Origin of the sequence: Enterobacter sp. SECR19-1250 (genome assembly GCF_013391025.1) — a bacterium.
GTDB classification, from domain to species: domain Bacteria; phylum Pseudomonadota; class Gammaproteobacteria; order Enterobacterales; family Enterobacteriaceae; genus Enterobacter; species Enterobacter cloacae.
On sequence record NZ_JACASJ010000080.1, the window covers coordinates 1 to 24,892 of the forward strand.

General features: G+C 57.2%; 24 protein-coding genes and 1 pseudogene. 10 read left to right on the top strand and 15 right to left on the bottom strand.

Going from position 1 to position 24,892, the window contains the following annotated elements; all coding sequences use genetic code 11:
- Positions 1-53: 53 nt before the first annotated feature.
- From HX884_RS18625 to cpxP, 6 genes and pseudogenes are all read right to left on the bottom strand, one after another.
- A pseudogene (locus tag HX884_RS18625) lies at positions 54-939 on the bottom strand (SLC13 family permease); the annotation flags it as partial.
- Between the two features lie 73 nt (positions 940-1,012).
- Positions 1,013-1,756, bottom strand: coding sequence for a CDP-diacylglycerol diphosphatase (locus HX884_RS18630; protein ID WP_178328600.1), 744 nt, complete (start codon positions 1,754-1,756; stop codon positions 1,013-1,015).
- A 110-nt stretch (positions 1,757-1,866) separates the two neighbouring features.
- Entirely contained in the window at positions 1,867-2,856 is a 990-nt protein-coding gene (locus HX884_RS18635; RefSeq protein WP_013099326.1) for a sulfate ABC transporter substrate-binding protein, read from the bottom strand.
- 235 nt (positions 2,857-3,091) lie between these two features.
- A complete protein-coding gene (gene pfkA / locus HX884_RS18640) occupies positions 3,092-4,054 on the bottom strand; it encodes a 6-phosphofructokinase (protein WP_013099327.1) in 963 nt (320 codons plus the stop codon).
- Positions 4,055-4,228: 174 nt separating this feature from the next.
- Entirely contained in the window at positions 4,229-5,122 is an 894-nt protein-coding gene (gene fieF, locus HX884_RS18645; protein ID WP_013099328.1) for a CDF family cation-efflux transporter FieF, read from the bottom strand.
- Positions 5,123-5,275: 153 nt separating this feature from the next.
- A complete protein-coding gene (gene cpxP / locus HX884_RS18650; RefSeq protein WP_013099329.1) occupies positions 5,276-5,782 on the bottom strand; it encodes a cell-envelope stress modulator CpxP in 507 nt (168 codons plus the stop codon).
- A gap of 150 nt (positions 5,783-5,932) precedes the next feature.
- Here cpxP and cpxR point away from each other — a divergent pair, with 150 nt between their 5' ends.
- Positions 5,933-6,631 (top strand): envelope stress response regulator transcription factor CpxR, encoded by a 699-nt coding sequence (gene cpxR, locus HX884_RS18655; RefSeq protein WP_003862004.1) that lies wholly within the window; start codon positions 5,933-5,935, stop codon positions 6,629-6,631.
- The gene (cpxA, locus tag HX884_RS18660; protein WP_178328601.1) at positions 6,628-8,001 is read left to right on the top strand and encodes an envelope stress sensor histidine kinase CpxA; all 1,374 of its coding nucleotides are present in this window, start codon (positions 6,628-6,630) and stop codon (positions 7,999-8,001) included. Before cpxR ends, cpxA begins: the two co-directional genes overlap by 4 nt.
- Positions 8,002-8,099: 98 nt before the next feature.
- Here the strand turns inward: cpxA and yiiM are convergent, their stop codons facing one another.
- A complete protein-coding gene (gene yiiM, locus HX884_RS18665; RefSeq protein ID WP_013099332.1) occupies positions 8,100-8,774 on the bottom strand; it encodes a 6-hydroxyaminopurine reductase in 675 nt (224 codons plus the stop codon).
- Positions 8,775-8,840: 66 nt separating this feature from the next.
- Positions 8,841-9,461: a superoxide dismutase [Mn] gene (sodA, locus tag HX884_RS18670; RefSeq protein WP_003861999.1), complete on the bottom strand. Its 621-nt coding sequence runs from the start codon at positions 9,459-9,461 to the stop codon at positions 8,841-8,843.
- 288 nt (positions 9,462-9,749) lie between these two features.
- Here sodA and rhaT point away from each other — a divergent pair, with 288 nt between their 5' ends.
- Positions 9,750-10,784: an L-rhamnose/proton symporter RhaT gene (rhaT, locus tag HX884_RS18675; RefSeq protein ID WP_013099333.1), complete on the top strand. Its 1,035-nt coding sequence runs from the start codon at positions 9,750-9,752 to the stop codon at positions 10,782-10,784.
- On the opposite strand, the gene rhaR is transcribed toward rhaT, so the two are convergent.
- Together rhaR and rhaS are read right to left on the bottom strand one after the other, a co-directional pair.
- Positions 10,785-11,633 (bottom strand): HTH-type transcriptional activator RhaR, encoded by an 849-nt coding sequence (rhaR, locus tag HX884_RS18680; protein WP_178328602.1) that lies wholly within the window; start codon positions 11,631-11,633, stop codon positions 10,785-10,787.
- Positions 11,634-11,706: 73 nt separating this feature from the next.
- The gene (gene rhaS, locus HX884_RS18685) at positions 11,707-12,543 is read right to left on the bottom strand and encodes an HTH-type transcriptional activator RhaS (protein ID WP_178328603.1); all 837 of its coding nucleotides are present in this window, start codon (positions 12,541-12,543) and stop codon (positions 11,707-11,709) included.
- A gap of 301 nt (positions 12,544-12,844) precedes the next feature.
- Here rhaS and rhaB point away from each other — a divergent pair, with 301 nt between their 5' ends.
- The 5 genes from rhaB to rhaM all read left to right on the top strand — a co-directional run bounded on the left by rhaB (position 12,845) and on the right by rhaM (position 18,023).
- Positions 12,845-14,314, top strand: a complete 1,470-nt coding sequence (gene rhaB / locus HX884_RS18690; protein ID WP_178328604.1) for a rhamnulokinase — start codon at positions 12,845-12,847, stop codon at positions 14,312-14,314.
- Positions 14,311-15,570 carry an L-rhamnose isomerase gene (gene rhaA / locus HX884_RS18695; protein ID WP_029882335.1) on the top strand — a complete coding sequence of 420 codons (1,260 nt, stop codon included), beginning with the start codon at positions 14,311-14,313 and terminating at the stop codon, positions 15,568-15,570. The genes rhaB and rhaA overlap by 4 nt, the downstream gene beginning before the upstream one ends.
- Before the next feature lie 116 nt (positions 15,571-15,686).
- Positions 15,687-16,517, top strand: coding sequence for a rhamnulose-1-phosphate aldolase (gene rhaD, locus HX884_RS18700; protein WP_128311443.1), 831 nt, complete (start codon positions 15,687-15,689; stop codon positions 16,515-16,517).
- 46 nt (positions 16,518-16,563) lie between these two features.
- Positions 16,564-17,712: a lactaldehyde reductase gene (gene fucO, locus HX884_RS18705; protein WP_178328605.1), complete on the top strand. Its 1,149-nt coding sequence runs from the start codon at positions 16,564-16,566 to the stop codon at positions 17,710-17,712.
- Entirely contained in the window at positions 17,709-18,023 is a 315-nt protein-coding gene (gene rhaM, locus HX884_RS18710) for an L-rhamnose mutarotase (RefSeq protein ID WP_038985218.1), read from the top strand. Before fucO ends, rhaM begins: the two co-directional genes overlap by 4 nt.
- Here the strand turns inward: rhaM and HX884_RS18715 are convergent.
- The 4 genes from HX884_RS18715 to HX884_RS18730 all read right to left on the bottom strand — a co-directional run bounded on the left by HX884_RS18715 (position 18,011) and on the right by HX884_RS18730 (position 23,122).
- The gene (locus tag HX884_RS18715; RefSeq protein ID WP_038985220.1) at positions 18,011-19,288 is read right to left on the bottom strand and encodes an MFS transporter; all 1,278 of its coding nucleotides are present in this window, start codon (positions 19,286-19,288) and stop codon (positions 18,011-18,013) included. The two genes, rhaM and HX884_RS18715, sit on opposite strands and share 13 nt — an antisense overlap.
- 44 nt (positions 19,289-19,332) lie before the next feature.
- Positions 19,333-21,456: an alpha-galactosidase gene (locus tag HX884_RS18720; RefSeq protein WP_178328606.1), complete on the bottom strand. Its 2,124-nt coding sequence runs from the start codon at positions 21,454-21,456 to the stop codon at positions 19,333-19,335.
- A gap of 104 nt (positions 21,457-21,560) precedes the next feature.
- Positions 21,561-22,655: a LacI family DNA-binding transcriptional regulator gene (locus HX884_RS18725; protein WP_255250413.1), complete on the bottom strand. Its 1,095-nt coding sequence runs from the start codon at positions 22,653-22,655 to the stop codon at positions 21,561-21,563.
- Entirely contained in the window at positions 22,574-23,122 is a 549-nt protein-coding gene (locus tag HX884_RS18730) for a helix-turn-helix domain-containing protein (protein ID WP_178328607.1), read from the bottom strand. The genes HX884_RS18725 and HX884_RS18730 overlap by 82 nt, the downstream gene beginning before the upstream one ends.
- A 101-nt stretch (positions 23,123-23,223) precedes the next feature.
- On the opposite strand from HX884_RS18730, the gene HX884_RS18735 reads away from it, so the two are divergent.
- Positions 23,224-23,883, top strand: a complete 660-nt coding sequence (locus tag HX884_RS18735; protein ID WP_178328608.1) for an AzlC family ABC transporter permease — start codon at positions 23,224-23,226, stop codon at positions 23,881-23,883.
- The gene (locus HX884_RS18740) at positions 23,883-24,206 is read left to right on the top strand and encodes an AzlD domain-containing protein (protein WP_020686891.1); all 324 of its coding nucleotides are present in this window, start codon (positions 23,883-23,885) and stop codon (positions 24,204-24,206) included. The genes HX884_RS18735 and HX884_RS18740 overlap by 1 nt, the downstream gene beginning before the upstream one ends.
- A 39-nt stretch (positions 24,207-24,245) precedes the next feature.
- Here HX884_RS18740 and HX884_RS18745 read toward each other — a convergent pair whose 3' ends face one another.
- Complete coding sequence (locus HX884_RS18745) at positions 24,246-24,836, bottom strand: hypothetical protein (RefSeq protein WP_178328609.1); 591 nt, start codon at positions 24,834-24,836, stop codon at positions 24,246-24,248.
- Between the last annotated feature and the right edge of the window lie 56 nt (positions 24,837-24,892).

Here is a 24,892-nt window from a genome sequence, read left to right on the forward strand (position 1 = left end):
AGTCATCGGGCATTATCTGAACATAAAACACTATCAATAAGTTGGAGTCATTACCCGAGGATGCCTGCCACATAAATACAGGTGCGCATATTCACCCCCGCCGAGAACTCTTCTCCGGTGATAAAACCTACGCGTGGCAGCATCACAATGACCGATGCCGCGAGTCCGGTCCATGCCGGCCCCACACCGTGCCAGCTCTCCGTCACCCACATTCCCAATACCACCGCCAGCAGCCAGGCAAGGCGTTTTTCATCTCGCCCCATCGGTTCAGCGGGCGCCAGATCCCTGGGCGGCTTCGGGCTACCGGGGAATAACCAGCAGATTAAACCAATCAGAATCAACCCTTTGAGAATACCGAGCACGGGCGTGTGCAGCAGCAGATAAGGCACGTAGTTCAGATGAATACCGTATGATCCCTCTGCCGCGCCGCTCATCACCAGATTGGGAACGTTGGCAGGCAGGATGGTGGCCGAAAGCTGGAAGGTGCCGAAACCAACGGCCAGCGCCAGGCCAGGCGCGCGACCCATCGGCAATACCGGCACGTTTTGCCATCGCGGCCACGATGGGCATCAGCAGCGCGATACGCCCCATGTTCGACGGCATCACAAACGCCAGGGCATAACTCAGCAGAACCACGCTGGCCACCATTAGCACCCAGGAGTCAGTAAGCCGGGCGGAGAGCGCCCGTGCAGCCCTGTCAGCCAGACCGGTTTTCCGGATTGCCACACCAAGCACAAAGCCGCTGAACACCAGCCAGAAGGCAGACGAGGCAAAGCCGCCAAAAATGACCTCCGGCGGGGCAATTCTGGCGGTCATCGCTGCCGTGAAGAACAGCAGCGCGGTAATGAATTCCGGCAATAGCGACGTCGCCCATAACACAATGGTGACGCCGACGATCGCTGAGGGCACAAACAGAGGGTGGGTTAACCAGAGCGACATGCCTGTCTCCTGTCGTTTTTTTCAGCAAGTCTACGGCGACAGGCAGGACGAGTAAACGCTATTTATGGTGGGGTCACTTCAGGATATCGCATTGATGATCCTGCAATTCCTCAGCCGACGCGCGGTTAAGCATCAGCAGATTACGTTCGGTTGCCAGCAACACAAACGAGCCATCCGACTGCTGGGCCATCGCCAGCGCGAAGCGCCCCATATGGTTACGCGCTTCCGGCAGCTCTTCCGCCAGCATCATAAACGGACTCCGCTGCACCAGCTCGTTCTCCGTCACCCGGCGAGCGAGATATTCATGTCCTTCCAGTCCACCGGGAAGTGGCAGCCATTGGGTGCTGATTTGCCCCTGCGCGGCATTGAGCTTCTCGCGCACGTCCGGGCGCAGGCAGGAGATGTGGATATGGAAATGATTCTGCGTGCGGCCCGTGGGTGAGTTGATGGTCAATGAAATTGCGCTGTCTGGCACCTCGGATCCGTGCTTCATGCTCATAAAGCTACGGGCCTGCCATGCCAGCCAGAAGAAGTTCGGTGTTTGAGGCTTTGTCAGAAGTGGGCTTTCGGTGCCGTTGATGCGGTAGGTGGGCATCAATAAGTACTGCAGCGGACCGTTGCGATCCTTGAACACCACATAGCCCACGTCAGGTTTCACCTGTGCACACGGCGCCGGATTGCGGTGCTGGATCTGATTCGGCACACACTGGTCCAGCACGATGTGACGCAACGCATTCGGATTACCTGCTTTCATCCAGTACACGCCACCCGCGGCAAGGGCGATAACAATCAGAATCAGTAAGATAATTTTTTTCACAATGCGTTCCCTGTTTTCAGTAGAGGCCAAAGAGTAACGCAAAATGATGACCAAATAAAAAACCCGGCGGATTTCTCACACCGGGTCACCGTGTCGTTCGTTACAAAGGCCTAGCGTTTGCTGATCTGATCGAATGTACCGCCGTTAGAGAAGTGGTCTTTCTGGGCTTTTGTCCAGCCGCCAAACTCATCATCAATGGTGAAGAGCTTCAGTTTCGGGAATACGCTGTCGTATTTCTTCGCAACCGCCGGATCGCGTGGGCGATAGAAGTTCTTCGCCGCAATTTCCTGGCCTTCTGGCGAATAGAGATACTTCAGGTAGGCTTCCGCCACCGCTTTGGTCCCTTTCTTATCGACCACTTTATCCACCACAGAAACGGTCGGCTCGGCGAGAATAGATTCGCTCGGGGTCACGATCTCAAATTTGTCTTTACCCAGTTCGTTGGTCGCCAGCAGGGCTTCGTTTTCCCAGGCAATCAGCACATCGCCAATGCCGCGCTCTACGAAGGTGTTGGTGGCGCCACGTGCGCCGGAGTCGAGCACTTCAACGTTTTTATACAGCGCTTTGACGAACTCCTGAGCCTTGGCCTGATCGCCATTGTTGTGATGCAGGGCATAGCCCCAGGCTGCCAGATAGTTCCAGCGTGCGCCGCCGGAGCTTTTCGGGTTCGGCGTGATGACCGATACGCCAGGTTTAACCAGGTCGTTCCAGTCATGGATCTGTTTCGGGTTGCCTTTACGCACCAGGAAAACGATGGTCGAGGTATATGGCGCAGAGTTATCCGGCAGGCGTTTGATCCAGTTTTTGTCGATGCGGCCACGTTCGGCAATTGCGTCCACATCGTAGGCCAGCGCCAGAGTCACCACATCCGCTTCAATGCCGTTGATGACGGAGGTCGCCTGCTTACCAGAGCCGCCGTGAGACTGGCGAACCACCACGTTGTCGCCCGTTTCCTGTTTCCAGTGTGCCGCAAAGGCTTTGTTGTACTGCTCGTACAGCTCACGCGTCGGGTCGTATGACACGTTCAGTAACTGGATGTCCTTAGCCAGAACGCTGGTCGATGCCAGCAATAATGTTAAACCCACGCCCCATTTATTCATCGCCCAGCTCTCATGTGTAGTGTTTTGATGAATGCAGCGTGCCAGAAACGGAATTGATGATTAAAGAATAAAAAAAGATTGGCTATAACTTTGAGGAATAAAAAAGTGGATGAGTGGCCTGATGCCCTCACCCCAACCCTCTCCCACGGGAGAGGGCGCAACCATAAAAAACGGTAACCCTGGGGTTACCGTTTTGCGTTTACCTTGCCGCCACCCGGCACAATACAAACACCGATCAGTACAGTTTTTTCGCGCAGTCCAGCCAGTCACCTTTGAACGGACGCTTCATGTTTTCGATGGCGTCGATGATGTCATGGTGAACCAGTTTTTCGTTCTGAATACCGACGCAACGACCGCCGTGACCCTGCAGCAGCAGTTCAATGGCGTATGCACCCATGCGGGAAGCCAGGATACGGTCGTATGGACCCGGGGAACCACCACGCTGGATGTGACCCAGAACGGTCGCGCGGGTTTCGCGTTTGGTTTCTGCTTCGATGTACTTCGCCAGCTCATCAACGTCACAGATATGCTCGGTGATCGCGACGATGGCGTGTTTCTTACCTTTGGCGATACCGGCTTTGATTTCTGCAACCAGATCTTCACGGCTGAATTCCACTTCTGGAACCACGACGAACTCACAACCGCCCGCGATAGCCGCAGCCAGGGTCAGGTCACCACAGTAACGGCCCATCACTTCAACGATGGAGATACGCTGGTGAGAAGAAGAGGTGTCACGCAGACGGTCAATCGCTTCCACAACGGTACCCAGGGCGGTGAAGTAACCGATGGTGTAGTCAGTACCTTTGATGTCGTTGTCGATGGTGCCAGGCAGACCGATGCACGGGAAGCCCATTTCAGTCAGACGTTTTGCACCCATGTACGAACCATCACCACCGATAACAACCAGTGCGTCGAGGCCGCGTTTTTTCATGTTCTCGATAGCCACTTCACGCACGTGTTCGTCGCGGAATTCCGGGAAGCGCGCAGAACCGAGGAAAGTACCACCGCGGTTGATCATGTCAGATACGCTGTAACGGTCGAGCTGAACCATACGGTCTTCATACAGACCCAGATAACCATCATAGATACCAAAAACTTCCAGACCTTCCGTCAGCGCTGCACGAACAACCCCACGAATTGCCGCGTTCATGCCCGGCGCATCACCGCCGCTTGTCAACACACCGATTTTCTTAATCATGACTACCTCTGAACTTAGGAATGCAAAATTGAAATCTGTTGCCGGAAGAAACTTGTCGACCAACGAATACTGCAAATAGTATATCAACCACTTCCAGCTGAATTGATTCAGGTCAGACCAAATGGCGGTAATTTATACACAAAATGCTGGCCTGGCTCACTTTTTTACAACGAATTACGAAAGCCCAACATAACCGGGTACAACCGAGCAGGGATCCTGGTGAATAATGACGTCTGACCCAGGAAAACGCTGCAAAATCGCCTGCTCCACCTGCTCAGCAATAACGTGAGCCTGAACCAATGGCAGGTTGTCTTCCATTTCTATGTGAATCTGAATAAAGCGGGTCGGCCCTGACTGCCGCGTACGAAGATCGTGAGCACCACTGACACCCGGCCAGGAGGTCACGATAGTATAAATTTCATCGCGTTCTGCGTCGGGGAGCGCACGGTCAAGAAGCGATTGCACCGCGTCATACCCCATCCGCAAAGCGCTGTATAAAATATAGATGCCAATCCCTAACGCAAATAACGCATCGGCCCGATGCCAGCCATACCAGGCCAGACCGAGCGCAATAAGAATAGCGCCATTCATCATAACATCAGACTGATAATGAAGCATATCCGCCCGTACAGCCTGACTTTGCGTTTTTCGAACCACCCAGCGCTGGAACGTTACAAGAACAAGGGTGCATATAAGTGCAGCCACCGTCACCACCACGCCCACGCCGGGATCGTTCATGGGTGATGGCGAAACAAGATGCTGAATGCCGGTTAAAAACAGAAACAGCGCAGAGCCGGAAATAAACATACTTTGCGCCAGCGCCGCCAGCGATTCGGCTTTGCCGTGTCCGAAGGTGTGCTCTTCATCCGCCGGTTGCAGCGAGTAACGCACCACCAGCAGGTTGGTCAGCGAGGCGGCAATATCCATCAGCGAGTCCACCAGCGCCGCCAGAATACTGACCGAGCCCGTGTACCACCACGCGAATATTTTGATGACCAGTAAGCTTGAGGCCACGACCGTCGCGGCAATGGCGGCCCGGCTGACCAGTCTTCCATAGGATTGATTCATAAATACTCCTGTCATGCCATGCCGCTAGTATAACGGAAGGTTACGGAGTCAAAGGATGAATAAACGGTTAACACATCAGAATGAAGGGCAAAAAAAACCCCCACATCATGTGGGGGAAGACAGGGATGGTGTCTATGGCAAGGAAAACAGGGTTTACTGGTTACTACGGGTACTGCTATTGCTACTGAAAAGCGTCGTTTCTGAGCTTCGCTGCATCCGTGCAACCTTACGCAATTGGTCCATACGTTGCTGATGTTTCTGGTTCAAAACCGCTTGCTGCTCGGGCGACAACAGGTGGAACATCTGGTTGCGAACCTTCGCCATCTCTACCTGGCGGGCAACCTGCTCCTGTGCCATTTTTTCTGCCTGAGCACGTACAGCGTTTTCGTCAAAATTTTCTGCGGTGACAAGGCGATGCATTGTCTCCATTTCGCTAACATTAACAGGGGGCTGATCGTGTCGTGCCCTCTGCATCAGATCTCGCATCTGTTGACGCTGATGTTCGGTTAAACTTATGCCGTCAAACATATGGCTTTGGCTGCTGTGCTGCGCGATGCCCTCTTGTGAGGACGCGTTATCGCCGATTATAGCTACAGCGGCCTGGCTAAACGCACTGAACGCCAGCGTTGAGGCCATGACGGCAGCGGTAACTTTGCGCATCACTTGCTCCCAAAATCTTTCATGTCGCGATTCAACGAGAGACAGTCTACGATTCAGGCTGCAAACATGCGTCAGGGGGTGTAAAACAACGTAAAGTCATGGATTAGATAGCCTTGATGTCGTAATTTCTGCCTCGGAGGTATTTAAACAATGAATAAAATCCTGTTAGTTGATGATGACCGAGAGCTCACATCTCTTTTAAAGGAGTTGCTCGACATGGAAGGTTTCAACGTTCTGGTCGCCCATGATGGCGAGCAGGCGCTGAGTCTCCTTGACGACAGCATCGATCTACTTTTGCTCGACGTTATGATGCCGAAGAAAAACGGCATTGATACGCTGAAAGAGCTTCGCCAGACACACCAGACCCCCGTTATCATGCTGACCGCACGCGGCAGCGAACTAGACCGTGTACTCGGCCTTGAGCTGGGTGCGGATGACTATCTACCGAAGCCGTTCAACGACCGCGAACTGGTTGCCCGTATTCGCGCTATCCTGCGTCGTTCCCACTGGAGCGAACAGCAGCAGAATACTGACAACAGTTCACCGACGCTGGAAGTGGACTCCCTGAGCCTCAATCCGGGTCGTCAGGAAGCGAGCTTTGACGGTGAAACGCTGGAGCTGACCGGTACCGAGTTCACCCTGCTGTATCTGCTGGCACAGCACCTCGGCCAGGTGGTATCACGTGAACACTTAAGCCAGGAAGTACTGGGTAAACGCCTCACGCCGTTTGACCGCGCCATCGATATGCATATCTCGAACCTGCGCCGCAAACTGCCGGAGCGTAAAGACGGTCATCCGTGGTTTAAAACCCTGCGTGGTCGCGGCTATCTGATGGTTTCCGCTTCATGATAGGAAGCTTAACCGCCCGCATCTTCGCCATCTTCTGGCTGACGCTGGCACTGGTTTTAATGCTGGTTTTGATGTTGCCAAAACTCGACTCACGCCAGATGACGGAGCTTCTCGACAGCGAGCAACGTCAGGGCGTGATGATCGAGCAGCACGTAGAAGCCGAGCTGGCAAACGATCCGCCAAACGATTTGATGTGGTGGCGCAGGCTGTTTCGCGCTATCGACAAATGGGCACCTCCCGGACAACGCCTGCTGCTGGTGACCAGCGAAGGCCGCGTGATTGGCGCGGATCGCAATGAAATGCAGATCATCCGCAACTTTATTGGCCAGGCGGATAACGCCGATCATCCGCAGAAGAAAAAATATGGTCGGGTTGAGATGGTGGGCCCTTTCTCAGTCAGGGATGGGGAAGATAACTACCAGCTCTATCTGATTCGCCCGGCGAGCAATTCCCAGTCCGATTTTATCAACCTGCTGTTTGACCGTCCGCTTCTGCTGCTGATTGTGACGATGCTGGTCAGTTCTCCACTGCTGTTATGGCTGGCGTGGAGCCTGGCAAAACCGGCGCGTAAGCTGAAAAACGCCGCCGACGAAGTGGCGCAGGGTAACCTGCGACAGCACCCTGAGCTGGAAGCCGGACCGCAGGAGTTTCTTGCCGCCGGGGCCAGTTTCAACCAGATGATCACCGCTCTTGAGCGCATGATGACCACGCAGCAGCGGCTGCTGTCGGATATCTCGCACGAACTGCGTACGCCGCTCACGCGACTCCAGCTGGGCACCGCTCTGCTGCGTCGCCGCAGCGGTGAGAGCAAAGAGCTGGAACGTATCGAAACCGAAGCCCAGCGTCTGGACAGCATGATCAACGATCTGCTGGTGATGTCGCGCAATCAGCAGAAAAACGCGCTGGTGAGCGAAACGGTGAAAGCCAATCAGCTATGGAATGAAGTGTTAGACAACGCGGCGTTCGAAGCGGAACAGATGGGTAAATCGTTCACCGTCAACTTCCCGCCGGGGCCATGGCCGCTGTACGGTAACCCCAACACGCTGGAGAGCGCGCTGGAGAATATCGTGCGTAACGCCCTGCGCTACTCGCATACGAAGATTGAGGTGGCCTTCTCGGTGGATAAAGACGGTATCACCATCATTGTGGATGACGATGGTCCAGGCGTAAGCCCGGAAGATCGCGAGCAGATTTTCCGTCCGTTCTACCGCACCGACGAGGCGCGGGACCGTGAATCTGGCGGTACCGGGCTGGGTCTGGCGATTGTTGAAACCGCTATGCAGCAGCATCGCGGCTGGGTGAAAGCCGACGACAGTCCGTTGGGCGGGCTGCGGTTAACGCTGTGGCTACCGTTGTATAAGCGCGCGTAATCCCCTCACCCTAACCCTCTCCCCAAAGGGGAGAGGGGACTGCTCGGTGAGGTTTTTTCACCCTCGCCCCTTTGGGGAGAGGGCCGGGGTGAGGGGCACTATTTCCCCCACAATCTCCGCGAATTATCCTCAATCTGCCGACTAGTGCGGCGTTTCTGCATCGTTCTTGTCCAGCTGGTGGATAACCCTGCCGCCGACAGCAGCCGATGATACTGCTCGTCATCAAACGGCATATGCCAGGCAATGGCACAGGCGTCATACACCGACACATCGCTCAGGCGCGACACCAGCTCCAGCGGCGCATCCGCAGACACCTGCCCCGCCAGCACCACCCGGTACAGCCAGCCGGTTTTACCCGCGCTCTGCAGCCGTGCGGACATGTCGTTAATGCCGAAATGGAAGTTAAGCTTGAAGCATGGCGAGCGCGGTTGCGTTACCTGAATCAGGGCATCACCCCAGCGGAAAATATCACCGATGAAGACGTTCTTCTCCGTCAGCCCTTCGGTGGAGAGATTCTCACCGAACGCGGGGGCGACGAACAGGTCCGCCTGTTCTGGGAATTCGGTTATCCAGTATTGATAATGCTCGCGCGGATAGTGGCACAGCGCGCGTTCGGGCCCGCCGTGGATTTTCTTCTCGGCCTGCTCGTCGCCCGCAAGCCCGAGCTCGGTTAACGTCAGCTCTCCGTCGACCTGCACTTTGGCGATGGCGCTCGGGCGGCTGCCGTCGTATTCCCTTACCTTGCCTGTAAACACATTCACCGGGTAATGCATCTCTACTCCTTCAGATACAAAAAAAGCGAGTCAACAGACTCGCTTCTCACAGGCGTCAATGCAACCTTATTTTTTCGCGGCGAAACGCGCTGCAGCTTCGTCCCAGTTCACCACATCCCAGAAGGCTTTGATGTAGTCCGGGCGACGGTTCTGGAACTTCAGGTAGTAAGCGTGTTCCCACACGTCCAGACCCAGAATTGGGAAACCAGATGCGCCAGAGATCGCTTCACCCATCAGCGGGGAGTCCTGGTTTGCGGTAGAAACGACCGCCAGTTTGTCACCTTTCAGAACCAGCCACGCCCAGCCGGAGCCGAAACGGGTCGCAGCCGCTTTTTCGAATTCCGCTTTGAAGTTATCAACAGAACCGAAGTCGCGCTCGATAGCCGCTTTCAGGTCGCCCTGCAGGGTGGTACCGGTTTTCAGGCCTTTCCAGAACAGGCTGTGGTTAGCGTGGCCGCCCGCGTTGTTACGCAGTACGGTTTTCTTGTCCGCTGGCAGCTGGTCCAGTTTAGTGATCAGCTCTTCAACAGGCAGGTTAGCGAACTCTGGCAGGCTTTCCAGCGCAGCATTCGCGTTGTTCACATAGGTCTGATGGTGTTTAGTGTGATGGATTTCCATCGTCTGCTTGTCGAAATGCGGTTCCAGTGCGTCATAGGCATACGGCAGGGATGGCAGTGTATAACTCATAATCCTCTCCATTAGTGTCGGGCGGCACAGCTGTTAATGCCGCGTAAGCAGTTGGTTCATTATAGTTAATTAAATGATATTGAAAATGATTATCAATGCCGTAGTTTTTATAAGGTTATTCGGGTTTTGCCAAATGACAAAATTGTGAGTCTGCTCACCCGGTTAACGTGCTGATTGCCATCCAGAACCAAAGTGCGGCAACCTTCTGAAGGTTCCTGAACCGCCTAATTTTTACACTCATCAAGTCGGGGGGAAGCCACCGGCTATAAAAACGATGAGGACGTAAAAATGAATCATGCGATTACAATGGGTATCTTCTGGCATTTGATAGGCGCAGCCAGTGCAGCCTGTTTCTATGCCCCGTTCAAAAAGGTGAAAGGGTGGTCGTGGGAAACCATGTGGTCGGTTGGCGGTACCGTCTCCTGGCTGATTTTGCCCTGGACCATTAGCGCCATGCTGCTCCCGGATTTCTGGGGCTACTTCACCTCCTTCAGTGCCTCCACCCTGCTGCCGGTGTTTCTGTTCGGTGCGATGTGGGGCATCGGCAACATCAACTATGGCCTGACCATGCGCTACCTCGGGATGTCGATGGGTATCGGCATCGCAATTGGCATTACCCTGATCGTCGGCACGCTGATGACGCCCATTCTTAACGGCAATGTCGATGTGTTGCTCAACACCAAAGGCGGGCAGATGACGCTGCTGGGCGTGCTTGTCGCGGTGATCGGCGTGGGTATCGTCACCCGTGCGGGTCAGCTGAAAGAGCGCAAGATGGGCATAAAAGCCGAGGACTTTAACCTGAAGAAAGGGCTGCTGCTGGCAGTGATGTGCGGCATCTTCTCGGCGGGCATGTCGTTCGCCATGAACGCCGCAAAACCTATGCACGAAGCGGCCGCCGCGCTGGGCGTCGACCCGCTGTACGTGGCGCTACCAAGCTACGTGGTGATCATGGGCGGCGGCGCGCTGGTAAACCTCGGCTTCTGCTTCATTCGTCTGGCAAAAGTGAAGGATCTGTCGGTAAAAGCCGATTTCTCACTGGCAAAATCCTTAATCATCACCAATGTGCTGCTGTCGATGCTGGGCGGCCTCATGTGGTATCTGCAGTTCTTTTTCTACGCCTGGGGTCACGCCAGCATTCCACCGCAGTACGACTACATAAGCTGGATGCTGCACATGAGCTTCTACGTACTGTGTGGCGGACTGGTTGGGCTGGTACTAAAGGAGTGGAATAACGCCGGGCGTCGTCCGGTGGGCGTCCTGAGCCTGGGCTGCGTGGTGATCATCATTGCCGCTAACATTGTCGGCCTCGGCATGGCGAACTGACTACGCTGCCTTTCGACTGCGATGACGCCACTGAACCGGCGTCATCCCCACCTCGCGGTTAAACACCACCGAAAAGTAATTACTGTCCTCAAACCCGCAGCGCATCGCCACCTCACTGACCATCAGCTCCGTATGCTGCAACAGATACTGGGCGTGGCAGATGCGCAACTGGCGCAGGTAGTGGTTCACCGTCATCCCCGTCTGGGTGCGGAACTGCTGGCGCAGCGCGCGCTCGCTGCACTGCTCCTGCTCGCAGAATTTTTCCAGCACAAAACTTTTGTTCAGGCTGCCCGCAAGCCGGGCGATCAGCTTGTCCAGCAGCGCTTCCTGAACGGTCGCGAAGGGGTTATCGGTAGCGTAACGATGGCGTTTGAGGGTCATGACCAACTGGGCGAACAGCAGTTCCGCCATCGGGTTTGCGACCGGATCGTGCTTCTGGCTCTCCTGCTCCAGCTGGGAGATCGTCTGGCGCACCTGCGCCATGCCGCTGCTGCTCAAGCGCCAGTGGGGTTCGCCTCTGGCATTGAGAAAACCGGGGATATGGGCCGCCCAGTCGACGTTCAGTTTGAGCCTGTCCGGGCAGTAGATCACGTTCTGCAACACCAGATCGTTAACCGAGGCGTAGGCGTGTTTGTCTTCGGCGCGAATGTAAAACAGATCGCCACGCGTAATGCGGTAGGGCCTGTCATTGAGGATGTGTAAGCCGTTGCCGCGCCACACCAGCACCAGCTCACAAAATTCGTGGGTATGCTCGGCAAAGACATTTTGCGGGTAGCGGTCGGCCACCGCGACGGCCTGACTCGCGGAGGCAAAAAAATCATCTTTGCGAAGAATTAACTGAGCGGCCACACCACAACCTCTACGGTGAATAACCGGACATTATTAGCCTTTTTGCGGCAATAAAACGGTGATTGCCTTCGCGTTACTGGAGTGAAGCATCCTTCCCCTGACGGATATCGCGCGGCGACCAGCTAAACTCGCGGCGAAAAAGGGTTGAAAAGTGATTACTGTCGCCGAAACCGCAGCGATAGGCGATATCCGTGACGCTTTCATCGGTGTGACGTAAAAGATGACGCGCCTTAATCAGGCGCAGACGATTGAGGTAGCGCTGGGGCGTCAGCCCGGTGTGCTGCTTGAGCTGACGATGGAGCGTGCGTAACGACAGCGAAAAATCATCCGCCAGCGTTTCCCAGCACACATCCTCGGCGAAATGGTCCTCCAGCCAGGCCATCAGCTGGTTCAGCCGCGCGTCGTTATTTGCCAGCCCTTCCACCAGAGAGCTGCGACGCAGCAGCACCAGCAGCTGCATAAACAGCAACTCGCGGGTGGCAATGGCATGGGTCTCCTGCCCGTCCTCGCTCTGCTCCAGTTGATTCACCAGCTGGCGCACCTGCTGCAACGTGGACTGATTCACCCGCCAGTGAGACGGGTAGTGCCCATCCTGCTCCTGAGGCAGGAGCTTGTTCAACCCCGACAGAAACTGGAACGCGTCCGGCGAACGATAGAGCACGTTGGTCAGGCACAGATTGTCGGTATGTTCATACAAATGCCTGTCGTGATCGCGCACGAAGCACACCATACCGCCGCTGATGGTGTACGGCTGGCCGTTAAAGACGTGAATGCCTGTCCCATGCTCGACAATCACAATTTCATGAAAATCATGATGATGTTCAGGAAACGCAACCTGCGGGAGCCGTGGCTCAATCGCGACCGGAGACGTTCCCGACGGGAAAAAATCGACGCTGTGCAGTACGGTCATAACGGCCCCCACCAATGAGAAAAGTTCTCAAAATAGTAATTAAGGCCTTCCACACTCACCTTAAATTTTTGACAGCAAACGTCGCAAAAGCTGTCCATTTTTCAAGAAACAGACGGAAAAATCGGGAAATGCGGTCAGCGTCACATTGCCCGAAAACCCCGCCCTGACTGGAAATTGTGAACTCCCTCACGTTCATCTTTGCTTTCTTGCCAGCGCGAGATTTGGGCTGTCAGTGACGAGAAGGTGGTCTTTTCTTCCCTTTTTTAGACTCAACACCAATGACTTAAGAAGGGACCTGACCATGACTTTTCGCCATTGTGTGGCTGTCGATTTAGGCGCATCCAGCGGCCGCGTAATGCTCGCCACCTGGGACTGCGGCAAGCGCACACTTACGCTTCGCGAAATGCACCGTTTCGCCAACTACCTGCAAAAACAGGACGGTTTTGATACCTGGGATATTGATGCCCTGGAAGCGGAGATCCGCACCGGGCTGAACAACGTCTGCAACGACGGCATTCGCATCGACAGCATTGGCATTGATACCTGGGGGGTGGACTACGTTCTGCTCGACAGCCACGGCGACCGCGTCGGCCTGCCCATCTCGTATCGCGACAGCCGCACCGACGGGCTGATGGCACAGGCCATCGCGCAGCTTGGCAAGGACAACATCTATGGCCGCAGCGGCATTCAGTTTCTGTCCTTTAACACGCTGTATCAGCTGCGTGCGCTGGTTGAGCAGCAGCCGGAGCTGGTCAAAAAGGTGGCGCACGCGCTGCTGATCCCGGACTACTTAAGCTACCGGCTGACCGGCAACATGAACTGGGAATACACCAACGCCACCACCACGCAGCTGGTCAACATCAACACCGACAGCTGGGATGAAACCCTGCTGGCCTGGACCGGCGCTTCGCCTTCCTGGTTCGGCACGCCGACCCATCCGGGTAACGTCATCGGTTACTGGATTTGCCCACAGGGGAATGAAATCCCGGTGGTCGCCGTCGCCAGTCACGACACCGCCAGCGCGGTGATTGCATCTCCGTTGGCCGGTAAAGACGCGGCCTATCTCTCTTCCGGCACCTGGTCGCTGATGGGCTTTGAGAGCAAAACGCCGTACACCAGCGACGCCGCGATGGCAGCAAACATCACTAACGAAGGCGGTGCCGAAGGCCGCTACCGCGTGCTGAAGAATATCATGGGGCTCTGGCTGCTCCAGAGAATGCTGAAAGAGCAACACATTGCCGACCTGCCTGCGCTTATCGCAGAGACCGAAAAGCTGAAGGCCTGTACGTTCCTGATCAACCCGAACGACGACCGCTTTATTAACCCGGTGCATATGAGCGCCGAAATCCAGGCCGCCTGTTTCGAAGCCGGTCAGCCGGTGCCTTCCCGTCCTGCCGAGCTGGCGCGCTGCATTTTTGACAGTCTGGCCCTGCTCTACGCGGATGTTCTAAGCGAGCTGGCGAGCCTTCGCGGCAAACCGTTCAGCCAGTTGCATATCGTGGGCGGCGGCTGCCAGAACCAGCTGCTGAACCAGCTCTGCGCCGATGCCTGCGGCATCACCGTGGTGGCGGGTCCGGTGGAGGCCTCAACGCTCGGCAACATCGGTATTCAACTGATGACTCTGGACGAACTTTCAGACGTCGACGAATTCCGTTCGGTGGTCACCGCGAATACCCGCCTGACCACCTTCACCCCTAATCCCTGCCATGAAATTGCCCGCTACCGGGCGCAGTTTCAGCAAAAACGACTGACTAAGGAGCTTTGCGCATGACCACTCAACTTGAACAAGCCTGGGACCTGGCTAAACAGCGTTTCGCCGCCGTCGGCGTGGATGTCGATGCGGCGCTGCGCCAGCTCGACCGTCTGCCTGTCTCCATGCACTGCTGGCAGGGCGATGACGTCGCCGGCTTCGAGAACCCGGGCGGTTCTCTGACGGGTGGCATTCAGGCGACGGGTAACTACCCGGGCAAAGCGCGCAACGCCACCGAACTGCGTGCGGATCTGGAACTGGCGCTGAGCCTGATCCCGGGGCCAAAACGCCTGAACCTGCACGCGATCTATCTGGAGTCCGACGAGCCGGTGGCGCGTAACGCAATCAAACCGGAGCACTTTAAAAACTGGGTGGAATGGGCCAAAGCCAACAAACTGGGTCTGGATTTTAACCCGTCCTGCTTCTCGCACCCGCTGAGTGCGGACGGGTTTACCCTTGCGCATGCCAACGACGAGATCCGTCAGTTCTGGATCGACCACGTTAAAGCCTGCCGCCGCGTCTCAGCCTGGTTTGGCGAGCAGCTTGGCACGCCGTCGGTGATGAACATCTGGATCCCGGACGGCATGAAAGACATCACCGTCGACCGTCTCGCCCCGCGTCAGCGCCTGCTGGCCGCGCTGGATGAGGCCATCAGCGAAAAACTCAACCCGGCGCACCACATCGACGCGGTGGAGAGCAAGCTGTTCGGGATTGGCGCGGAGAGCTATACCGTCGGCTCGAACGAGTTCTACATGGGTTACGCCACCAGCCGCCAGACCGCGTTGTGCCTGGACGCCGGTCACTTCCACCCCACAGAAGTGATCTCCGACAAAATCTCCGCCGCCATGCTCTTCGTGCCGCGCCTGCTGCTGCACGTCAGCCGTCCGGTGCGCTGGGACAGCGACCACGTGGTGCTGCTGGATGACGAAACCCAGGCGATTGCCAGCGAAATCATCCGTCATGACCTGTTTGACCGCGTGCACATTGGCCTCGACTTCTTTGACGCCTCTATCAACCGCATCGCGGCATGGGTGATCGGCACCCGCAATATGAAAAAAGCCCTGCTGCGCGCGCTGCTGGAGCCAACCGCAGCGCTGAAGCAGTTGGAAGCAAACGGCGACTACACCGCGCGCCTGGCGCTACTGGAAGAGCAGAAATCCCTGCCGTGGCAGGCCGTGTGGGAGATGTACTGCCAGCGTAACGACACACCAGCAGGCAGCCAGTGGCTGGAAAACGTGCGGGCGTATGAGAAAGACGTATTGAGTCAGCGCGGGTAATTTTGCCCTCACCCTAACCCTCTCCCACAGGGAGAGGGAACTTTTACCCCCTCTCCCTGTGGGAGAGGGCTGGGGTGAGGGATTTCACCTCACCGCGATAACTGGAAAAGAAAACTATGCAGACCATCACCACCTCCTGGTTCGTCCAGGGCATGATCAAAGCCACCTCCGATGCCTGGCTGAAGGGCTGGGACGAGCGTAACGGCGGCAACCTGACGCTGCGCCTGGACGACGCGGATATCGAACCCTACACCGCCGATTTCCACCAGAAGCCGCGCTATATTGCCCTGAGCCAGCCCATGCCGCTGCTCGCCAACACGCCGTTTATCGTCACTGGCTCCGGCAAGTTCTTCCGTAACGTCCAGCTCGATCCGCAGGCCAACCTTGGTGTGGTGAAGGTGGACAGCGACGGCGCGGGCTACCACATCCTGTGGGGCCTGACCGATGAGGCGGTACCCACATCTGAACTGCCGGCGCACTTCCTCTCGCACTGCGAGCGCATCAGGGCGACTGACGGCAAAGACCGCGTGATCATGCACTGCCACGCCACCAACCTGATCGCCCTGACCTACGTGCTGGAAAACAGCTCTGACTTCATCACCCGCAAGCTGTGGGAAGGCAGCACCGAGTGTCTGGTGGTCTTCCCGGACGGGGTCGGCATTCTGCCGTGGATGGTACCGGGCACCGACGAAATCGGCCAGGCGACCGCCAGAGATATGCAAAAACATTCGCTGGTGCTGTGGCCGTTCCACGGCGTCTTCGGCAGCGGCCCTACGCTTGATGAAACCTTCGGCCTGATCGACACCGCCGAGAAATCCGCTGAAGTGCTGGTAAAGGTTTATTCCATGGGCGGTATGAAGCAAACCATTACCCGCGAAGAACTTATTGCGCTCGGCAAGCGCTTCGGCGTAACCCCGCTCCGTTCAGCGCTGGAAATATATGCATAAACCCTCGCTGACCGGACGGTCCGGGCGATAGTTAAGGAGAATTATCATGAGCTTTATGTTGGCACTGCCAAAAATCAGCCTGCACGGCGCGGGCGCTATTGGCGACATGGTTAAGCTGGTGGCGAACAAACGGTGGGGCAAAGCGCTGATTGTCACCGACGGCCAGCTGGTGAAGCTGGGCCTGCTGGACAGTCTGTTTACCGCGCTGGATGCGCACCAGATGTCATATCAGCTGTTTGACGCGGTCTTTCCCAACCCAACGGAGGCGCTGGTGCAAAAAGGCTATGCAGCATACCGGGACGCGGAATGTGATTATCTTATCGCCTTTGGTGGCGGCAGCCCGATTGATACCGCCAAAGCGATTAAAATCCTCACCGCCAATCCGGGTCCGTCCACCGATTATTCCGGCGTCGGCAAGGTGAAAAACCCGGGCGTGCCGCTGGTGGCGATCAACACCACCGCAGGCACGGCGGCGGAGATGACCAGCAACGCGGTGATTATTGACTCCGCGCGTCAGGTGAAAGAGGTGATCATCGACCCGAACATCATTCCGGATATCGCCGTGGATGATGCCAGCGTGATGCTGGATATTCCTGCGTCCGTCACTGCCGCAACGGGAATGGATGCGTTAACCCATGCCATTGAAGCCTACGTGTCCGTTGGCGCGCACCCGCTGACCGATGCCAACGCGCTGGAAGCAATTCGCCTGATTAACCTCTGGCTGCCCAAAGCGGTCGACGACGGTCATAACCTGGAAGCACGCGAGCAGATGGCGTTTGGTCAGTATCTGGCGGGCATGGCGTTTAACAGTGCTGGCCTCGGCCTCGTGCATGCCCTGGCGCACCAGCCGGGCGCGACGCACAATCTGCCGCACGGCGTGTGTAACGCCATCCTGCTGCCGATCATCGAAAACTTTAACCGCCCGAACGCCGTAGCACGGTTTGCTCGCGTGGCGCAGGCGATGGGCGTCGACACGCGCGGCATGAGCGACGAAGCGGCCAGTCTGTCAGCGATTCAGGCGATTCGCGACCTGAGCGCCCGCGTCGGCATTCCGTCCGGCTTCAGCAAGCTTGGTGTCACCAAAGCCGATATCGAAGGCTGGCTGGATAAAGCCCTCGCCGACCCATGCGCGCCATGCAACCCGCGCACCGCCAGCCGCGACGAGGTGCGCGAGCTGTATCTGGAGGCATTATGATCCGCAAAGCCTTTGTGATGCAGGTAAACCCGGACGCGCACGAGGAGTACGCGCGTCGCCACAACCCCATCTGGCCCGAGCTGGAAGCGGAGCTGAAGGACCACGGCGCACACCACTACGCTATTTATCTCGACCGGGAACGTAACCTGCTGTTTGCCACCGTAGAGATTGAATCGGAGGAGCGCTGGAGCGCGGTCGCGAATACCGACGTCTGCCAGCGCTGGTGGAAACACATGCGTGATGTAATGCCGTCGAACCCGGACAACAGCCCGGTGAGTACCGGGCTGGAAGAGGTGTTTTATCTGGACTGACTGGTTAACGCTGCCGCGCCCGCGGCAGCGGCTATCTCCTGCCTGCTGCTCAGCGTAAACGCCGATACCACGGTAATTGCCAGCACGAAGCAGCCCAGCATCAGATACGTCTCCTGGAAGCCGATCCGGTCATACATATTTCCGGCAAAGGCGGAGAGGAAAATGGCCGCTGACTGTTTGGCAAACTGGAAGCCAATCAGATAGATAGTGGCCGAGAGTCGCGTATCAAACACGCCGGTGATGTACTTGAAGGCTCCCACCAGCAGGAACGGGACCTCCAGCGCGTGCAGCATTTTCAGGGCGATGACCTCCACGGCGGTGGTGGCAAACGACGAGCCGATGATGCGCGTCGCCATAATCAACCCGGCGATCAGCAGCGTATTTTTCGCCCCAATGCGGTTAATGATCCACGGCGAGCAGAACATGATGATGGCGTTACAGATCTCCCCCGCCGTCGTCGCGAACCCAAAGGCGCGAGTGCCCTCCTGCGGCGTGGCGAAGAAGGTTTTGAAGAAGGTGGCGAACTGCTGATCAAAAACGTCATAGACGCAGGCCACGCCAATCACGTACAGAATAAACATCCACATTCTGCGCTGACGGAACAGGTTAAAGACCGTTTTCGCGGTGATCTGCGGCTGGTTGGCCCCCAGGGCATTCATCACCTGTGCTGTTTGATTGGGCTTCGGCTTTGCGACCATCAGCAGCAGCATCAGCAACAGCGCCGCCGCCGATCCCATCCAGAAAACGTATGACGGATCGATACCAAACAGGATGCCCCCCGTTGAGGCGCACAATCCCCAGCCGAGGCAGCCGAACATGCGCGCCTTGCCGTATTCAAAGGCGCTGTTGCGGCTCACGCGTTCGATATAGGCCTCAATCGCCCCGGACCCGGCCGAGAAAACAAAGCCGATATACAGCCCACCGCTCAGCGCGCCCAGCCAGATGTTGGTTTTCAGCAACGGCGCGAAGACGTACAGGAAGAAGGGCGCGAACAGAAACAGCAGTACAGAGATAATCCACAGCAGATGCTTTTTCAGCCCCAGCTTGTCCGAAATCACCCCCAGCACCGGCTGGAAGGCGATAGCCGACAGCGAAATGCAGGAGAAAACAATGCCGGTATGGGTTTTGTTCAGGCCGATGATGTCCGACAGCCAGATAGGCAGGAACGGAAAGCAGGTGGCCATGATGAAGAAGTAGAGAAAGAAGAACAGCCCGAAGATCCAGAAGTTAGGGTTGTCTTTGTGGGTACAGGTTGTTGTGTTCATTATTTTTATCCTCAACGGAGGGCCAGTTTCCCGGCCCGTCACCCTTACACGCGTTCCACACCAATCAGAATGGCGGTTTCCGGATCGAGAATCGGCAGCGCAATACCCGCCTGCATCAGCCACTCACCGCTCACCGTTTGCGGTGTCTCCATCCATGCCGGCAGCTTGCGCATGGTGTGTCCACCCTCTCCCGTAATCTGAATATTCGGGTGATCGAGCAGCGAGATACGGTACTGCGCGCTGGCCTCCAGCCCCGGCATGCGCAGCGGCATCATCAGGGTATAATCCGGCATCGCGAGCTGGCTGACGATAAACAGTCCCTGCGACTTGTCTTCGCTCACGATCCCCTGCGCCAGCGTGGTAGCGTCCGGCATATCCACGCGCCACTGGGTACCGTGTTGGATCACCTCGCGCCACTGCTTGTGCAGCGCAGCGTAATGGCGATAGCCTTCGCGCTCTTTCTCATCGACGGTGAGCGGATCCAGCTCCAGCCCCATATGGCCAAACAGCGCCGTCAGGCCGCGGAAGGCAATGCTGTGCTGGCGAAACGTCGCGTGGCATTTATGATGACCGATATGAGCGCCCATCACCTCCGGCGGGAAGAAGTAGCTCATGCCGCGCTGAATAGCGTTGCGCTCCAGCGCGTCGTTGTTGTCGGACGCCCAGAAGCGATGGCAGCGGGTCAGCACCTCGTAATCGATTCGTCCGCCACCTGAGGAGCAGGATTCAAATTCAATATGCGGGAAACGCTCGCCCAGCACATCTAAAAGTCGATAAAACTGGCGGGTCTGCGCGTCGGCGGCGGCTCTGCCGTTATGGCCAGGCTGCACCAGCTCGCGGTTCATATCCCATTTCACATAATCAACCGCATGCTCACCCAGCAGCCAGCTCATGCGCTCCACCAGGTAATCAAACGCTTGCGGAATGTTCAGGTTGAGCACCAGCTGGTGTCGTCCGGTCGCCTGCGCGTATCCCGGCAGCGCCAGAACCCAGTCAGGATGCTCGCGGTAGAGATCGGAATCCGGGTTGATCATCTCCGGTTCAATCCAGATGCCGAACTCCATGCCGAGGTTTTTGACATGGTCGATCACTGGCCGCAGGCCGTTCGGGTATTTATTCTCATCCAGATACCAGTCGCCCAGCGCAGCATGGTCGTCGTTGCGCCCTTTAAACCAGCCGTCGTCGATGATAAAGCGTTCCACACCCAGCGCGGCCGCCTCGTCAGCCATACGCATGATGTAGTTCGGATCATGGTTGAAGTAGATCCCCTCCCAGGTGTTGAGATGGACCGGACGCGGTTTGTTTTCCGGGAAACGGATGATGTTGTCGCGCAGGTAGCGGTGAAACTGCTGGCTCATCCCGTTCAGCCCGTGCGCGGAGTAGCTCGCATAAAGGCGTGGCGTCCAGAGCGTTTGTCCCTCTTCCAGCGCCATCTCTCCTGGCAGGTAGAGCGCTTCCGCTTGCAGATAGCGACGGCCATCGGTTTTGGCTTCAGCGCGAAGGCGATGGTTGCCGCTCCAGCCCAGATGCACACCCCAGACATCGCCGTGCATTTCGCTGAACGACGGCGTGCCTGAAATGAGCGCCGGGAAGTGTTCGTGAGACGTTCTACCCCGGCGGTTCTCAATCACAAAGCTGTCATGCTCCAGCATGACGCGGTGCGGCTGGAATTCACGGATCCAGCGGCCATGAAACGCCATCACCTCCCGGGCGCGCTCCGCCACGGGCAGCGTGACGGCAAAACGGTCCACCTGCCACGCCTGCGATTTCAGGTTGGTTACGCCGTGCCGCACGACCAGCACGCCGCTGGCGTCCAGCGCCAGCACGCTGGTCAGGCGCAGGCCCGCGTGTTCATCTTCTGCCGTTATCGTCAGGGTTTGTCCCTGCTGCTGCACGTCGGTGGTGCTGAAAACCGGGGAACCATCCAGCCCCTGCCGGTGCCCCTCAATGCCGGGTGAACCAAACAGGCCGTGTCCAGGTTCAGCCATCAGCGTAACCGGGGAATCCACGTCGAGCCTGCCGTTAGCCACCGGGCGTTCGAGCGTAGCGGCATCCTGCGGCGAAAAGTGCTGAAGGTGCGGCCCCCAGTAGAGAATTTCGGCAAACGGGTGCGTTTTTATCACCACGTCCACCGTGTTGCTTACGAGTCGAAAAACGGAATCTTGCATCAGACATCTGCAGTCATCGGGATGTCCTGAGTGTTGATCCGAAACGTTTCGGATACAAACCAAAACGTTTCGGATCTGTGATCGGGTTTGGAATTTTGCGTTGTTTACGCCGTCTGGCCTGGGGAGAATTCCGGCTGCCAGAGCACCTGAAGAGTGTCGATGTCGTCGCCGTTAATCAGCTGGCGCACCATATCGGCAATCTGCTTCCCGACGCCCTGACGGGTAGACTGGATCACCGCCGCCACGTCGATATCGACGATGCTGTCCTGGGGCAAACCGTCGTAGACCACCAGCGATACGGCATTCTCGCCGGTTAGACGGCCAAGCTGTGCCAGCGCCATTGCCGCGCCGTCGCCGTGGGTGTTGCAGTCGGTGATGATGGCCGTGGGGGGTTGCGGCAGAGAGAGCAGCTCTTTTGTTGTGGCGTAGCCGACCCGGCGGGAAGGCGGCATGGCGCGCAGCCACTCGCTGGACAGCCCGGCTTCACGCAGCGCATCCAGATACCCCTGGCGACGCTGGGTGATGAACGCCTGGTTGTTACTTTCGCCGAGCAAAGCAATGCGCTGATGGCCTTTTTCGATCAGCCAGCGGGTGGCCTGATACGTACCGGCGTAGTTGTCAAAATCAAACCACGCGTAGGGCTGCGGCAGCTGACTGCGTCCGAGAGCCAGAAAGGGGAATCCGGCAGCCTGAAGCTGCTCAAGGCGCGGATCGTGATCCAGCGTGTGCGCCACAATCAGCGCATCCACGCGACGGCTTTGCACCATGCGCATATAGCTGTGTTTATCGGCCAGATCGTCATCGGCAATCAGCAGGAGATCGATTTCATGTCGCGCCAGTTCGTGGCTAATTTCGCCGACCATGTCCATAAATACGCTGTTATTGAGCGGAACAGGATGTACCGGAAAAACCAGCCCCACCGCGTCGATCTTGCCCATCTTCAGACGACGGGCAAAGGTATTAGGACGATAGCCACGTCGCTGGGCTTCCGCTTCCACGCGGGCGCGCGTCTCGCTGGAGACGTCGTCATATCCGTTGAGGGCACGACTGACGGTGGTAACCGAAAGCCCCAGTTCTTTGGCGATAGCTTTAAGCGACATGCGTTTCCGTTTCCTGGTTAATTTTGTTCCGCCACCAGTAGCGCGTAGGTGTCTGGCTCCAGGGCCTTGAAGATATGCGGTTCGTCGGCGGGATAGCAAATGTAATCCCCTGCCTCCAGCACCTCAGCGGCATCAAGCAGACCGACCAGCGCCCGGCCCTGGGTCACAATAATATGTTCAACTGCCCCCGGTGAATGGGGCTGGGAAATACGATCGGCACCTGGCTGGGTGATGAGGAGGTAGACATCGCGCCGTGCGCCCGGGGGGCATGCCGCCAGCAGAATGGCTTCGTAATTGGCCTGCCCGGCGACCACTTTTGTGCCTTCACCGCGGCGGATCACCTGCGTGGTCGGCTGCTGCGGCTCCAGCAACCGTGCAAAGGGAATATCCAGCGCCACACATAGCGACCACAGCGTCTCAAGGCTGGGATTGCCATTGCCGGACTCCAGCTGCGAAAGTGTGGATTTGGCGATACCGGCACGGCGGGCAATTTCCGCCAGTGAAAGTCCGGTTCGCAGGCGTTCTCGCACCAGACTTTTGGCGATCACGCTGATTGGCTGCGTCATAAACGGCCTCTTGTTCTATAAATCGAACGATTCGTTCATCTTGTAAACCGAATCTGATCCGTTCATTATAATGGATACACGTTCGATATGGCTAAAATTGTATGAAACGTTCTCTCTCTTGCCTGAAAGGCGACACCATCAAAGCAATTATCCTCGTTTGCCTCGCCGTTGGCGTGGTGGGGATGTCATACGGCTCGCTGGCGATGGCCTACGGTTTCCCGCTGTGGGTACCGTTTGTACTCTCTATTACCGTGCTGGCGGGGGCCTCGGAGTTTATGTTTATCGGTATCGTGGCGAGCGGGGGTAACCCACTGGCGGCGGCCGCGGCCGGGCTGCTGGTGAACGCCCGCCATGTGCCGTTTGGCGTTACGGTGCGCGAGCTGGTGGGTAAACGCGGTTTAAGCTTTTTGGGCTGCCACATCATGAACGACGAAAGCGTGGTGTTTGGGCTGTCGCAAAAAAACCCGGAGCAGCGCAAAACGGCCTACTGGCTGTGCGGCCTGGGCGTTGCCATCCTCTGGCCGCTGGGTACCCTGCTGGGTGCCATGGTCGGAAAACTGTTACCGGCCCCGGAAACCATCGGGCTGGACGCGGTATTTCCGGCCATTTTGCTGGCCTTAGTGGTTCCGGCGTTTAAAAACCGCACCACGCTTATCCGCGCCTGCAGCGGCGCCGCCCTGTCGCTGGCCGCCGTACCGTTCGCTCCGGTGGGCTTACCGGTACTGCTCTCTTTACTCGGTCTCGCCGCGAGGAAAAAATAATGGAAAACATGACCCTCTTTATCCTCGGTATCGCCATTCTGTCAGCAGGGACCTATCTGATGCGTCTTGGCGGGGCGAAACTGGGTAGCCGACTGGCGCTGTCCGAGCGATCTCAGGCACTGCTGTCGGATGCGGCAACGGTGTTGCTGTTTTCCGTGGCGCTGGCGACCACCTTCTATGAAGGGGAACACTTCGCCGGGATGGCGCGGGTGCTGGGCGTGGCGTTTGCGGTGTTTCTGGCCTGGCGAAAAATGCCGTTAATTGTGGTGATCGTGGCGGCGGCGGTCGTTACGGCGCTGCTGCGTCTGGCGGGCATGGCATAAAAAAGCCCGACAGCACGCGTCCGTCGGGCAAGGCGGCGTTTACTGCGCCGCGAGGGTAACGTAATTCACCGTCAGCATTTCTTCGAGCTCCGCCGTGTTGCCGATCCTGAACGCGTTATCGTTGAGATAAGTGACCACCGAGAGCGTAACGACCAGCTGTTTTCCCGCCACCTCGCTGCCGTTCACCGCCACAAGCGACGTATCCGGTGGCAGCGTAACCTCCGCTGCACCCGCGGTGACCTGCGCCGCGCCGCGCGGCACGGCCGCCAGCTGCACGGCACCATTATCCATGCGGGCCTCTTTCGCCGTGATTTTCAGCACCCCGTTGTCGCTAAAGCGATACGCTTTATTTCCACGGGCCAGGCCGTCCACCTGCAGGCGGATCTTGCGCGCGTCCGGGCAGATCACCGACACCTGGATCTTACGTTCTGACGAGGCATAACCCCGGTACGTTTTTCCGGCAATATCCGTGCTGACCTCGCGCATCGCCTCCCGACGCAGCAGACCATTATTGATACTCTTTACTGACGAAACCACCTGACACTCTTCTTCTGCCAGGACGAAGGGAGCATGGCTGAGGGCGACGCAGGCCAGCAGCAGTAAACACGTGCGATGAATAATCAGAGACATTTAATGAGATGGTCACTCCCTCCTTCCCGGTACTATGCTGAGGACAGGCTTTCATT

Excerpts from the sequence above, each read along its gene's own strand:
- cpxR (WP_003862004.1), top strand. The coding sequence starts at position 5,933 with ATGAATAAAATCCTGTTAGTTGATGATGACCGAGAGCTCACATCTCTT.
- HX884_RS18745 (WP_178328609.1), bottom strand. The coding sequence starts at position 24,836 with ATGTCTCTGATTATTCATCGCACGTGTTTACTGCTGCTGGCCTGCGTC.
- HX884_RS18720 (WP_178328606.1), bottom strand. The coding sequence starts at position 21,456 with ATGCAAGATTCCGTTTTTCGACTCGTAAGCAACACGGTGGACGTGGTG.
- rhaM (WP_038985218.1), top strand. The coding sequence starts at position 17,709 with ATGATCCGCAAAGCCTTTGTGATGCAGGTAAACCCGGACGCGCACGAG.
- HX884_RS18635 (WP_013099326.1), bottom strand. The coding sequence starts at position 2,856 with ATGAATAAATGGGGCGTGGGTTTAACATTATTGCTGGCATCGACCAGC.
- fieF (WP_013099328.1), bottom strand. The coding sequence starts at position 5,122 with ATGAATCAATCCTATGGAAGACTGGTCAGCCGGGCCGCCATTGCCGCG.
- rhaT (WP_013099333.1), top strand. The coding sequence starts at position 9,750 with ATGAATCATGCGATTACAATGGGTATCTTCTGGCATTTGATAGGCGCA.
- fucO (WP_178328605.1), top strand. The coding sequence starts at position 16,564 with ATGAGCTTTATGTTGGCACTGCCAAAAATCAGCCTGCACGGCGCGGGC.
- rhaS (WP_178328603.1), bottom strand. The coding sequence starts at position 12,543 with ATGACCGTACTGCACAGCGTCGATTTTTTCCCGTCGGGAACGTCTCCG.
- rhaD (WP_128311443.1), top strand. The coding sequence starts at position 15,687 with ATGCAGACCATCACCACCTCCTGGTTCGTCCAGGGCATGATCAAAGCC.
- cpxP (WP_013099329.1), bottom strand. The coding sequence starts at position 5,782 with ATGCGCAAAGTTACCGCTGCCGTCATGGCCTCAACGCTGGCGTTCAGT.
- rhaB (WP_178328604.1), top strand. The coding sequence starts at position 12,845 with ATGACTTTTCGCCATTGTGTGGCTGTCGATTTAGGCGCATCCAGCGGC.
- sodA (WP_003861999.1), bottom strand. The coding sequence starts at position 9,461 with ATGAGTTATACACTGCCATCCCTGCCGTATGCCTATGACGCACTGGAA.
- HX884_RS18735 (WP_178328608.1), top strand. The coding sequence starts at position 23,224 with ATGAAACGTTCTCTCTCTTGCCTGAAAGGCGACACCATCAAAGCAATT.
- pfkA (WP_013099327.1), bottom strand. The coding sequence starts at position 4,054 with ATGATTAAGAAAATCGGTGTGTTGACAAGCGGCGGTGATGCGCCGGGC.
- cpxA (WP_178328601.1), top strand. The coding sequence starts at position 6,628 with ATGATAGGAAGCTTAACCGCCCGCATCTTCGCCATCTTCTGGCTGACG.
- yiiM (WP_013099332.1), bottom strand. The coding sequence starts at position 8,774 with ATGCATTACCCGGTGAATGTGTTTACAGGCAAGGTAAGGGAATACGAC.
- rhaA (WP_029882335.1), top strand. The coding sequence starts at position 14,311 with ATGACCACTCAACTTGAACAAGCCTGGGACCTGGCTAAACAGCGTTTC.
- HX884_RS18715 (WP_038985220.1), bottom strand. The coding sequence starts at position 19,288 with ATGAACACAACAACCTGTACCCACAAAGACAACCCTAACTTCTGGATC.
- HX884_RS18740 (WP_020686891.1), top strand. The coding sequence starts at position 23,883 with ATGGAAAACATGACCCTCTTTATCCTCGGTATCGCCATTCTGTCAGCA.
- HX884_RS18730 (WP_178328607.1), bottom strand. The coding sequence starts at position 23,122 with ATGACGCAGCCAATCAGCGTGATCGCCAAAAGTCTGGTGCGAGAACGC.